General features: G+C 35.4%; 10 protein-coding genes. All 10 read right to left on the reverse strand.

Features of this window, described 5'->3' with window-relative positions; genetic code table 11:
- Positions 1 to 41: 41 nt before the first annotated feature.
- Complete coding sequence (locus FNE73_RS12980) at positions 42 to 1,820, reverse strand: acyl-CoA dehydrogenase family protein (protein ID WP_143885010.1); 1,779 nt, start codon at positions 1,818 to 1,820, stop codon at positions 42 to 44.
- A gap of 33 nt (positions 1,821 to 1,853) precedes the next feature.
- The gene (locus tag FNE73_RS12985) at positions 1,854 to 2,399 is read right to left on the reverse strand and encodes a hypothetical protein (RefSeq protein ID WP_143885011.1); all 546 of its coding nucleotides are present in this window, start codon (positions 2,397 to 2,399) and stop codon (positions 1,854 to 1,856) included.
- An 11-nt stretch (positions 2,400 to 2,410) separates the two neighbouring features.
- Positions 2,411 to 3,589: a thiolase family protein gene (locus FNE73_RS12990; protein WP_143885012.1), complete on the reverse strand. Its 1,179-nt coding sequence runs from the start codon at positions 3,587 to 3,589 to the stop codon at positions 2,411 to 2,413.
- A gap of 102 nt (positions 3,590 to 3,691) precedes the next feature.
- Entirely contained in the window at positions 3,692 to 4,156 is a 465-nt protein-coding gene (tnpA, locus tag FNE73_RS12995) for an IS200/IS605 family transposase (protein ID WP_143885013.1), read from the reverse strand.
- An 84-nt stretch (positions 4,157 to 4,240) separates the two neighbouring features.
- Positions 4,241 to 6,634, reverse strand: coding sequence for a 3-hydroxyacyl-CoA dehydrogenase/enoyl-CoA hydratase family protein (locus FNE73_RS13000; RefSeq protein ID WP_143885014.1), 2,394 nt, complete (start codon positions 6,632 to 6,634; stop codon positions 4,241 to 4,243).
- Positions 6,635 to 6,700: 66 nt separating this feature from the next.
- Positions 6,701 to 7,150 (reverse strand): MarR family winged helix-turn-helix transcriptional regulator, encoded by a 450-nt coding sequence (locus FNE73_RS13005; RefSeq protein ID WP_089743772.1) that lies wholly within the window; start codon positions 7,148 to 7,150, stop codon positions 6,701 to 6,703.
- 163 nt (positions 7,151 to 7,313) lie between these two features.
- Positions 7,314 to 8,237 carry an ABC transporter ATP-binding protein gene (locus FNE73_RS13010; protein ID WP_143885015.1) on the reverse strand — a complete coding sequence of 308 codons (924 nt, stop codon included), beginning with the start codon at positions 8,235 to 8,237 and terminating at the stop codon, positions 7,314 to 7,316.
- A gap of 42 nt (positions 8,238 to 8,279) precedes the next feature.
- Positions 8,280 to 10,475: a B12-binding domain-containing radical SAM protein gene (locus FNE73_RS13015; protein WP_143885016.1), complete on the reverse strand. Its 2,196-nt coding sequence runs from the start codon at positions 10,473 to 10,475 to the stop codon at positions 8,280 to 8,282.
- 87 nt (positions 10,476 to 10,562) lie between these two features.
- Positions 10,563 to 11,837: an aminotransferase class I/II-fold pyridoxal phosphate-dependent enzyme gene (locus FNE73_RS13020; RefSeq protein ID WP_143885017.1), complete on the reverse strand. Its 1,275-nt coding sequence runs from the start codon at positions 11,835 to 11,837 to the stop codon at positions 10,563 to 10,565.
- Between the two features lie 74 nt (positions 11,838 to 11,911).
- A complete protein-coding gene (locus tag FNE73_RS13025; RefSeq protein ID WP_089743779.1) occupies positions 11,912 to 12,949 on the reverse strand; it encodes a PLP-dependent cysteine synthase family protein in 1,038 nt (345 codons plus the stop codon).
- Between the last annotated feature and the right edge of the window lie 220 nt (positions 12,950 to 13,169).

Below are 13,169 nucleotides of genomic sequence, written 5' to 3' on the forward strand. Positions count from 1 at the left end.
TATTTTGAAGCGCTTTTCTTATTCACTATATATTTATGTTTTTAGTAATGTCCTTTCGCAATATAATGTGCTGCAACCTTTTCAGTCAGAGCAACCACATTAGGATTATTGGTATATTTTGTAAATCTTCTTAATCCTGAAAGCATCATTCTCTGTTCATCGCCTTCTGCGAAAGAGATAATCCCTTCTTTTGCTGCCACGATAATTTTTTCAACCGCTTTGTAAAGGTTTAACTGAGCCATTGCTGCTTCTACAGAATCAGCAGAGAAGTGTTTTTCAGCTCTTAAAACTGTGGATTCTGCCATGTAAATCTGATTAAGAATTTCCGAAGCATTTAACAGTAAATGCTGCTGTTTTTCAATATCCATCATGTATTTCTGAAGCGCTGCTCCGGAAACCATTAAGAATACTTTTTTAAGATTCGCAATAATTGCTTTTTCTTCGCTCATGAATGCTGAATAATCCGGAACTTCGAATGAAGGAATTCCCATTAATTCTTTGCTGATTGCCATTGCCGGAGATAATAAATCTAATTCTCCTTTCATCGCTCTCTTAATCAGCATTCCCACGGCTAAAAGTCTGTTGATTTCGTTGGTTCCTTCATAAATTCTGGAAATTCTGGAATCTCTCCATGCAGCTTCCATCGGCGTATCTTCAGAGAATCCCATTCCTCCATACACCTGAATTCCTTCGTCTGCGGTGTGCTGTGCAAGATCTGAAACGAAAACTTTAAGAATTGAACATTCTACTGCGAATTCCTCAACACCTTTTAATTCTGCCGCCTGATGATCCATTCCTTCTGCAACCAGTTCATCAATTTTATCCTGAATATTTTTTGCTGCTCTGTAAGATCCTGCCTCACTTACAAAAACTCCGGTTGCCATTTCAGCAATTTTCTTTCTGATTGCCCCGAAAGTTGAAATAGAAACCCCGAACTGTTTTCTCTCGTTAGAATACTGAATAGAGTGGTTTAAAATTCTTCTCTGAGCATCCAGACAAGCTGCAGCTAATTTAATACGCCCAACGTTCAGTGCGTTTAAAGCGATCTTAAATCCGTTGTTTCTTTCTCCTAAAAGATTTTCCACGGGAACTTTCATGTCATTAAAGAAAACCTGACGGGTAGAAGAGGCGCGAATCCCTAATTTATGTTCTTCCTCACCAAAAGTAAGACTCTCAGGATTTTCCAGCTCAGAACGGTTGATTACGAAACCTGTGATGTTTTTATCGTCATCAATTTTGGCAAACAAAGTAAAAGTATCGGCAAATCCTGCATTTGAAATCCACATTTTCTGTCCGTTGATGATGTAATGCTTTCCGTCTTCGGACAATTTTGCTCTTGTTTTCCCTGAATTGGCATCAGAACCAGCATCCGGTTCAGTTAAACAATAAGCTCCGAATTTTGTTCCCGCAGCTAAATCCGGAAGGTATTTTTGTTTCTGAGCTTCTGTTCCGTAAAGAACGATCGGAAGGGTACCGATTCCTGTATGCGCTCCGTAGGCTGTTGCCAAAGAACCAGTAACTCCGGAAATGTAATCGCAGGCAAGCATAGTGGTTACGAATCCCATTCCAAGACCGCCGTAATTTTCAGGAACGGCAATTCCCAATAATCCCATTTCTCCAAGCTTACGCATTACTTCTTCCGTAAATGCATAATCTTTTTTCTCGAAACGTTCTTTTTGCGGAACGACTTCTCGGTCTATAAATTCTTTCGCAGAATCGCGAAGCATTTTTTGTTCTTCATTCAGTTCTTCAAGACTGAAAATTTCGTTTGCAGGAATTTCTTTAATTAAGAATTCTCCACCTTTTACTATATTTCCCATTTAATATTTGATTTTTTTCTTTTTAGTATTAAATTATTTTGTTATTTCGAACATATCTGGATGTACTAAAGAATATTTTACATTAATTTTTTGATTTCTTTTATACATTCCATTTTCATTTCTCAATTCAAATTCGAAGTCTTTATTTTCAATTTTGTAGTTTAAATATGCAACAGGTCTTTTTCCATATCTTAATGGAATGCTGTCAAGTCTTGAAATTACACCTGCAACTTTATTTGTCTCAGAAGAATCCAGGAATCTTTTTTTTCTTTGTGTTGACAGTTCAAAAGAGATTATTAGTGTAGCAAATAGCAAAACCAACAAAGTAACTATCGATACAGCGTTTAAAAAGACATATTTAATTTTTTTCAACGGTTGGAAAAAGAAATTTCCAGGATTTTCTCCAACAATTCTTTCATAAGTAGACAATGTAAGTCCAATATAGCTAAACATGAGCAGTAGAAAAAGTATTATTGATATCCCAAAACTATTATGATACTCATAGTTATATCCAAAAAAGTATATTAATATTATTATTAAAATTATAATAATAGTTGAAACTTTTTTTCCTGTTGACATTCAGTTTCATTCTAAAGAAGTTCAAAAATACTCGCTGCTCCCTGTCCTGTTCCAACGCACATAGAAACCAAACCATATTTATTTCCGCGTTTTCTCATTTCGTCAAGAAGCTGAACCGTTAATTTTGTTCCGGTACATCCAAGAGGGTGACCTAAAGCAATGGCTCCACCGTTTACATTTAAAATATCCGGATTTAATCCCAGTTCTTTTTTGATTGCAACTGATTGTGAAGCAAATGCTTCGTTCAGTTCGATAAGCTCAATATCTTTTAATTCCAGACCTGCCTGTTTTAAAGCTTTTGGGATTGCATAAATTGGTCCCATTCCCATAATTCTTGGTTCCAATCCTGCTGCGGCGTATGCAACAAGTCTTGCTTCAGGTTCAAGTCCCAATTCTTTTACCATTTCTTCGCTCATAACCATTACGAAAGCGGCTCCGTCGCTCATCTGGGATGAGTTTCCGGCAGTTACACTTCCTCCGTTGGCAAAAACTGGTCTTAATTTAGCCAGACCTTCAAGTGAGGTATCTGCTCTCGGACCTTCGTCTATTGAAAAGTCAAACTTTTTAGTCTGCATTTTCTGGTTTTCATCCAAAAAATTATATTCAACAGGAATCGGAACAATCTGATTTTTAAATTTTCCTTCTTGATTTGCTTTTAAAGCTTTCATGTGAGATTCAAAAGCAAACTGATCCTGTTCTTCTCTTGTAATTTTATATTGCTTGGCAACTTCTTCTGCAGTATAACCCATTCCCCAATAATAATCAGGATTGGTTTTGGCAATCTGAGTTTCAGGAACCGGTTTGTAACCACCCATCGGAATATAAGACATGGATTCTGTACCTCCCGCAATGATGCAGTCTGCCATTCCTGCCTGAATTTTTGCTGAAGCAATCGCAATGGCTTCACTTCCGGATGCACAGTATCTGTTTACGGTAACTCCGGGAACTTTATCAGTATTAAGCCCCATTAAAGAAATCAGACGTGCCACATTTAAGCCCTGTTCAGCTTCCGGCATCGCATTTCCTACGATAAGGTCATCGATTCTGTTTTTGTCTAATTGCGGAAGTTCAGCCATTAATTTTTCAATTACGGTTGCCGCCATTACATCGGGTCTGGTGAATCTTAAACTTCCTTTTGGAGCTTTTCCAACGGCAGTTCTGAACCCTTTTACTATATATGCTGTTTTCATATGTTTATTTAATTAAATTTTTTTGAGAATTTTTTGCCTCATAGAGGTAAACTGTTAATAGTTGTTTGTTTTTGCTTTGTGGAGCTCCGTAGGAGCGACCTGTTAATCTTTAATCCATTCAAATACATATTCCGGATTATATTCAATTTCAAATTTTTCCATAAAATCCAAATATTCTTCTTTAAATGTTTTCTTTTTATGATGTTCTTCCTGATTTAAAATATATTTAATAACAGAATCTACACTGCTTTTAGAATAGGAAAAAGCTCCATATCCTTCCTGCCAATTGAATTTTCCATTTGTCCATCCTTTTTCATTAATGAATTTTGATGAACCTGCTTTAATATCTCTTACTAAATCCGAAATTGTAACTGTCGGACTAATACTTACAAGAATGTGTACATGATCCGGCATTGCAAAAACAGCTAATAATTTTTGATTTCTGTTGGAAACAATACCTGTAATCAATTTATGTAATTCTTCTCTGTTTTCTTTTGAAATCAGATTTTGTCTTCCTTTAACAGCGAAAACAATTTGAATATAAATTTGAGTGTATGTATTTGCCATAAAACTAACAGGTCGCCTCTACGAGGCTCAATGTCTTTCTAAAATTATTCTGCTATTATCAGTTCGCTCCTACGGAGCTCCCTATTAATTTCTCAGCGGTTTACCATTTTGTAACATATACTGAATTCTTTCCAGTGTTTTTCTTTCACCGCAAAGCTGTAAGAATGTTTCTCTTTCAAGATTCAATAGATATTGTTCTGTGACAACGGTTGGTTCAGAAAGATTTCCACCCACCATTACGTTGGCTAATTTGTCCGCAATTTTCTTATCGTGTTCAGAAATATAATTTCCGGTCAACATCTGGTCGGTTCCTACGTAGAACATTCCCAATGCATCTTTACCCAGAACTTTTACTTTTTGTTCGATAGGTTGTGTGTAGCCGTGTTCTGCTAAACTTTTGGCAAGCATTTTTGCAGTTTTGATCTGGGTTCTTTTATCTACTAAAACAATATCTTTTCCATGTTCCAAAATTCCCATGTCGTAGGCTTCGTAAGCGGAAGTTGCTACTTTACCCATGGCGATATTCATGAAAGCCTCACGAAGTCTGTTATTTTTAACGTCATCGCTGTGGAATTCTCTTGATGTTCTTAACGTTAATTCCTTGGTTCCTCCACCACCTGGAATAACCCCAACTCCAGTTTCTACCAATCCGATGTATGTTTCTGCTGCAGCAACCACTCGGTCTGCATGCATGGTCATTTCGCAACCACCACCTAATGTCATTCCGTGGGGAGCAACCACTACAGGAATAGAAGAGTAGCGAACTCTCATCATCGATTTCTGGAAGTAGGCAATCGCCATATTGAGATCATCCCAATCCTGTTCGATTGCCATCATTAAAATCATTGCCAAATTGGCTCCAACAGAGAAATTCGTGCCCTGATTTCCGACAACCAATCCGTCATATTCTTTTTCAGCTAAATCAATCGCTCGGTTTAGTCCATCCAAAACTTCACCTCCCAAAGAATTCATTTTAGAACGAATCTCGAAATTGATGATTCCGTCACCTAAATCTTCAATCGCCGCTCCCGAATTACTCCAAAGCGTTTTATTTTTTCTAATATTATCCAGAATAATGAATGAATCCTGTCCCGGAATTGTATTATATTGTCCTGAATTTTTATCCACATAAATACTTTGACCTTCTTCATTAACTTTATAGAAAGTCTCTACATTGTTTACCCAGTCTGAAACTTCGTAACCTGCTTCTTTAGCCAGTTCAATACCTTTTTGAACTCCTACTGCATCCCAAATCTCATACGGACCGTTTTCCCAACCGAAACCAGCTCTCATTGCATCGTCGATTTTATATACTTCATCAGAAATCTCCGGAATTTTATGTGAAACATAAGCGAATAATGCTCCTAATGATTTTCTGTATAGTTCTCCTGCTTTATCTTTTCCACCGATTAAAACTTTAAATCTGTCAATCGGCTTATCAATATTTTTCGTTAATTCTAAAGTTGGGAAAGAAGATTTTCCCTGAAGCTCATATTCTAAAGTATCCAGATTTAATCCGTGAATTTCAGATTTTCCTTCTGCATTTTTTACTTTTTTATAGAAACCCTGCTGTGTTTTTGAACCTAACCATTTGTTATCAACCATTTTCTGGATGTAATCGGGCAGGGCGAAGACATCATTGAAATCATTGGCTTCTGCACCGCTTTGACGGACACCATTTGCTACCATTACTAAGGTATCAAGACCTACAACGTCTGCTGTTCTGAATGTCGCAGATTTTGGACGACCAATAACCGGTCCTGTTAATTTATCTACTTCAGAAACGGTTAAACCCAACTTCTGAACATTGTGAAGGAGATCCATCATCGAGAAAACTCCAATTCTGTTGGCAATGAACGCAGGAGTATCTTTTGCTAAAACGGTTGTTTTTCCTAAGAATTTTGCTCCGTAGTTCATGTAGAAATCAATAACTTCAGGAGCGGTATCGTTTGTAGGAATAATTTCTAAAAGAGGAAGATATCTTACCGGATTAAAAAAGTGTGTTCCTGCAAAATAATGTTTGAAATCATCACTTCTTCCTTCTGTTAATAAATGAATAGGAATTCCGGAAGTGTTGGAAGAAATCAGCGTTCCCGGTTTTCTGAACTGCTCAATTTTCTCATAAACAGACTTTTTGATGTCCAGTCTTTCAACAACAACTTCAATAATCCAGTCTGTATTTTTTATTTTCGGTAAATCATCATCAAAGTTTCCAACCTTTATTCTGTCTGCAAATTTTGGAGAATAGAGTAGTGCAGGACTTGCTTTCTTCAGTTTTTCAAAGTTTTCTGAAGCGATTCTGTTTCTCACCGCTTTGTCATCTTTGGTCAAACCTTTTTTCTGTTCTGTTTCAGAAAGTTCAAAAGGAACGATATCCAACAGCGTAACTTCTACGCCAATATTGGCGAAATGCGCTGCAATACCGCTTCCCATAATTCCTGAACCAAGAACCGTAACGTGTTTGATTCGTCTTTTCATATGTAGATATTTTTTGTTTTTAATGGTAATATATTAATGCCCGGATTCCTCAAATAATATGGATGTTTATTTTTTATTATTAAGGTCATGAGAAATTTTCATAATTTCTGTCATTACTTCCTTGAATATTTCCAGTTTTTCCGGTGAAATTTTCTCCATCACTTTTTTATTGAAATTCACGACTACTTCTTTTGAAAGGTTTCTGGAGTTAAGTCCTTTCTCTGTAAGTTTTATAATAACTTCACGCTTATCTGCTGTAGTTTTTTCTTTGTAGATATAACCGTTATCTTCCAAAAGTTTGATAATTCTGGTAAGCGAAGTCGGCTCAATTGCCATTTTTGGACCCAGATTGGTGCTTCTTGTACCTTCTTTAGGATCAATTTTCAATAATGTGAGTGCTTGTACTGCGGTAGAATCATATTCCTGCGCCAAATCTGAGTACATTTTCTGTACCGAAATCCACGTTTGTTTCAGAATAAGATCAATATTTTCTATTTTTTCTTTATTTGGTTCCATACTTTTTGTGTCATGGTTTACCCAAATTTAGCAAATATTATGCATGCATAATATTTATTTTCGTTAAAATTTGTTAACTTATTGAAAATTAATAGATTAATTTATATGAAAAGCATAATACTATGCATGCATAGTATATGAAAGTAATAAAGGATTTACTGTATTAATGAATGGTTCTTAAAAAATTAATGATTTCTTCAAAAGATTCACATTCACGCTTTCCGCTTTCATGTGTTATAATCCATTTTTGATCATTCCATTCGAAAAATAAATTCGAAAGATTTTTTTCAAAGTTTTTCTGAAGCAAAGAGAACAGCATTTCTTTATAAACATCTGGTGCAACGATGTGCGGAGCAACAAATTGCTCGTTTATTGTAAAAAGTGAGGCATTGGTAAGTTCTTCATGTTGAAGCAGAACATCTTCAACAATTCCTGAATAGAGATTTTGATCTTTCAAGTACCATATTTTATCGGCAAATTCTTTTGCCAATCGCCAGTCATGAGACGAAAAAAGAATAAGTTTATTTTGCTTTTTTGCAAGTTTTCTGAGTGTTTGAAGGATGATAACTTTATTTTTTTCATCCAGATGTGTTGTGGGTTCATCCAGAATGATAATTGGGGAATTCTGCGTAATTGCTCTTCCTATAAAAGCTTTCTGAAGATTTCCGTCTGAAAGATTTTTAAGCAGTATATTTTTATATTGAACGATGCCCAATTCTTCAATAATGTGGGAAACTTCTTCTCTGTCTTCTTGATTCAATTCAAAATAAAAAGGATAATAAATGTATTTTCCTAACGAAATAAGATCCTCTACAGTGTAATTCTGAGGAATAACCGACTTGGAAAAAACAACGGCAATCTGCTCGGCAATTTCTTTTACCGAAAGACTTTTGATATTTCTTCCGCTAATAAAAATTTCACCGTTCAAAAGCGGAATCTGATGTAGAATAGATTTGATTAAAGTAGTTTTCCCGACACCGTTATTTCCAATCAAAAGACAGACTTCCCCCAGATTCAAACTGGCATTCGCTTCTGAGATTAATTTTTTATTGTAGCCAATATCTGCTTGTTTGATTTGAAGATGCATGAGATTGTTAAAAAATAACTTATTGATTTAAATATACAAAAATTATAAGCTCAGAATAATTCCGTTTTCCTTTAACTGCTGAATCGGTTTTGAGAACCAGAATAGCTCAAAGTTTTCAAACTCCTCTTCAAATCCTTCCTTCATTTGCTTCAAAGTCATTTTATGGCTGTTTTCTAAAGAATTGGTTTCTATAATTCTGATTAGCCAGCTTGCCATTTTCTGTTCAATATCTATGGTGACAATATTGTTTTTTAAATGAAAAGTAACTTTAGAATAAGACCAGGAGTTTTGCTTTTTTGTTTTAATATAATTTTCAACAACCATATTTTTAGCTAAAAATATAATTTTTGAATCAGGCTTAAAAACAAAGGAGTCTTCTTCTAAAAGACAATCGTGGATATAATCCGGATGAACTGTAGATCTAGGTATTTTGAAATCAAACCATTCCTGTAATGGAATTTCAAAATTGATTCCGTGCATATAGTTAAAAAGCGATTTTTTTAAACCAAAACTGAATTTACTGTGATCAATCCCTGTTTTATCTTTAAAATCAATATCATTATTGGCAAATTTAATCTCCTGCCGTATCGGAATTACTCCAAATTCTTCCGGATTCTTTCCTACAGGTGAATGTGCGGTCATTGCAAACTGATGCCAAAAACCACTTTGCAAAATTCCCATTTCAAAAAGCTGACGAACCATTTCTAATGAATCTACAGTTTCCTGCACGGTCTGAGTAGGATAACCGTACATGAGATAAGCATGAACCATGATTCCGGCTTCTGTAAAATTTCTTGTAACTTTTGTGACCTGATTTACAGAAACTCCTTTGTCAATTAACTTTAAAAGTCTGTCACTTGCCACCTCCAGTCCACCGGAAACAGCAACGCATCCTGACATTTTAAGCAAAAAGCATAAATCCTGTGTAAAACTCTTTTCAAACCGAATATTTGTCCACCAAGTTACTACAAGTTTTCTGCGTAAGATTTCCAGTGCAACTTCCCGCATCAAAGCAGGAGGCGCAGCTTCATCTACAAAATGAAAGCCTGTTTCTCCGGTCTGAAGAATTAGTTCTTCCATTCTGTCGACCAGAATTTTAGCAGAAATAGGCTCGTAAATCTTAATATAATCTAATGATATATCGCAAAATGTACACTTCCCCCAATAGCAACCGTGTGCCATCGTCAATTTATTCCATCTTCCGTCGCTCCATAAACTGTGCATCGGATTGGCAATTTCGATCACAGAAATATACTGATCTAACTGTAAATCTGTATAATCAGGAGTTCCAATTTCGGATTGTCTGTAATCTTGTCTTTCAGCATTATTTTTGTAAACAACTTTTTGATTTTCAAAGAGGAATGTTCGTTTGAACTGAGACTCCTGAATTTTTTCCGGATTACAAATGTTTTCATAAAGCAACTCAATTGGCAGTTCTCCATCATCTAAAGTAATGAAATCAAAAAACTCAAAAACTCTTTCATCTTTCAGATCTCTGAGTTCTGTGTTTGGAAAACCGCCTCCCATTGCTGTTTTAATATGAGGATAGTTTTCTTTGATAAATTTTGCAGAACGAAAAGCAGAATATAAATTCCCGGGGAAAGGAACTGAAAAACAAATGAGCTTTGGCTTAACAGATTCAATCTTTTGCTGGAGAATTTCCAAAGTAAAAGTATCTGTGAAAGTAAAATCCTGATGTAATTTAGAATACAATTCATCAAACGAATTAGCTGATTTTCCCAATCTTTCTGCATATCTGCTGAAACCAAAATCGGCATCTGTATTTTCTACAATATAATCAGAAATATCTTCCAGATAAAGTGTTGCCAAATGCTTTGCTTTATCCTGTAAACCCATATTCCCAAAAGCAAATTCCATATCATCAAGCTGATTGAAACGGGAAGCTTCGGGAAGGAAATTCATAGAACAGATCTGTCTTGCTAAAGTAGGATTTTTTCCCTGCAGAAAAAGAATAACCTGATCAATGGTTTTAATATATTCTTCTCTTAAAGTAAAAATTCTTTGTGAGTTTTCGGATATATTATTCTGTTCCTGACTTTTCGCAAAAATTTTCTGAAATCCGTCTTTTGAAAATAGTTTTAATATTACTTCAATTCCCAAATCAACCTGATAGCTTGAAATACCTTTAGTATTCAAAAAACCTTTGATATAAGCAGTTGCAGGATAGGGTGTATTGAGTTGCGTAAAGGGCGGCGTAATAAGAAGAATATCTTTCAAAAGAAAAGCTTTATTGATGTTTTTTTAAATTCGTACAATTAATGATGGAAAAAAACCTCAGAAATTTCTGAGGTTTTGTATTCTAACTTAAATTTCTTTGAAATTTAAACCCTGCTCAGCAAGCAGTTTCTGCTCCTGATCTTTATAGAATCCGCTTGTAAGCTTATCATGTATTGCTTCAAACGCAGCCAGTGTTTCATCAATTTCTGCATCGGTATGAGAAGCTGTAGGAATTAATCTTAATAAGATCATTCCTTTTGGAATAACCGGATAAACGACTACCGAAGTGAAGATTCTGAAGTTTTCTCTTAAATCTTTTACCAACAGAGTTGCTTCTACAGGAGTTCCCTGCATCATAACAGGTGTTACACATGTATTGGTATCACCAATATTGAATCCTCTATCTAAAAGACCTTTTTGAAGTTTATGAGTGTTTTCCCAAAGTTTAGCTTTAATTTCCGGCTTTGTTCTTAATAATTCAAGTCTCTTTAAACCACCGATTACCATTGGCATCGTTAAAGATTTTGCAAAAATCTGAGATCTAAGGTTGAATTTTAAGTATCTGATGATTTCTTTGTCTCCGGCAATAAAAGCTCCGAAACCAGCCATAGATTTTGCAAAAGTTGAAAAATAAACATCAATTTTATCCTGACATCCTTGTTCTTCTCCGGCTCCGGCTCCTGTTTCACCAAGAGTACCAAATCCATGGGCATCGTCTACCAAAAGTCTGAACTGATATTTAGATTTCAGATCACAGATTTCTTTTAGTTTACCTTGCTGTCCTCTCATTCCGAAAACGCCTTCAGTAATTACCAAAATTCCGCCGCCTGTTTCTTCAGCCACTTTTGTTGCTCTCTGAAGGTTTTTTTCAAGGCTTTCAATATCATTGTGTCTGTAAGTAAATCTTTTACCGGAATGAAGTCTTACCCCGTCAACAATACAAGCATGAGAATCTACGTCGTAAACTATTACATCATTTCTTCCAACCAAAGCATCAATAGTAGAAACCATTCCCTGATAACCGAAGTTTAACAAATATGCTGATTCTTTCTGAACAAATTCTGCTAATTCTCTCTCAAGCTGCAAATGCTGATGCGTTTCTCCCGACATTGCTCTTGCTCCCATCGGATAGTACATTCCGAATTCTGCTGCAGCTTTTGCATCTGCTTCCAAAACTTCAGGGTGATTACACATTCCTAAATAGTCGTTGGCGCTCCAAAAAATGACTTCTCTTCCCTGAAACTGCATTCTCGGACCAATAGGTCCTTCAAGTTTAGGAAAAATAAAATATCCTTCACCATAATCTGCAAACTGCCCCAACGGACCAGGGTTCTGCTTTATTCTTTCAAAAATATCTAACATTATGTTGTAGTTTTTAAGTAAAAAAGCCTTTTGTGAATTACAAAAAAGGCTTACTTTTTATCAGTTTAAAATTTTTATTTGATAATTTCTGTCTTGAAGACTTCTTCATAATTGTGAAAACAGTTATTAATGAAGCCCTGCTCTTCCATCCATTTATCGCTGTAAACCTTTGTAATATATCTGGAACCATGATCCGGATAGATCAATACTACAAAATCGTTCTCAGTAAATTGGTATGAATTAGCATATTGAATCAATGCCTGAGTTACGGCTCCTGTAGTATATCCGCCCATGATGGCTTCTTTTAAAGCAATTTCTCTGGTTCTGTAGGCAGACATCTCATCATTCACTCTCACAAAATGATCTACTTTATCAAAAAGAAGAGCAGAAGGAATTAAATTTTTTCCCATCCCTTCGATCTGATAAGGATGTACATCTTCTTTATGTATTTCCCCGGTTTCATGATAACTTTTAAGAATAGATCCGTCTGCATCTACCCCTATAATCTTTATATCAGGATTTTTTTCTTTTAAAAATTTGGCAGATCCGGAAAGTGTTCCTCCAGTTCCTGTGCATGCAAAAAGATGGGTTATTTTTCCCTGAGTCTGCTCCCACAATTCAGGACCAGTGGTCTGATAATGTGCATCAACATTCAGCTCATTAAAGTATTGGTTGATGTAAATAGAATTTGGAGTTTCAGCAGCAATTCTTTTTGCTACCTCATAATAAGATCTCGGGTCATTCGCAGGAACATTCGCAGGACATACATAAACTTTTGCTCCTAAAGCTTTAAGGTAAGCAATTTTCTCAGGCTTAGTTTTATCACTCACTGCCAGAATACATTTGTAACCTTTAATAATACAAACCATGGCGATGGAAAAACCTGTATTTCCGGAAGTGGTTTCTACTACCACAGAATCTTCCTTTAATAAACCTTTTTTTTCAGCGTTTTCTATGATATGAAGTGCGATTCTATCTTTTGTGGAATGTCCAGGATTATATGATTCTAACTTAGCATAAACAGTTGCAGGTATGTCTTTTGTAACGGTATTTAGTTTTACCAAAGGCGTGCTCCCGATTAAGCCAAGAATATTATCGTAAACATTACTCATTATTTGTTATTTTTCAATAAAAATCTGTCGGCAAAAATACAAAAAAATAAATACTATTTAAACTTTTACTCAATTATAAGTTTGTCGATATGCAAAAATGTAATTTATTTCTGCTTACAGCAATGCGAAACAGACAAAAATTGCGCCGTATTTTTTAAAATTTGTTAAAATGAAGATAAACTAATCTAAAAACCTTATTTTCGCATCATTGATTTTATAC

This window comes from Chryseobacterium binzhouense, from assembly GCF_007474545.1.
Classification (GTDB): domain Bacteria; phylum Bacteroidota; class Bacteroidia; order Flavobacteriales; family Weeksellaceae; genus Chryseobacterium; species Chryseobacterium binzhouense.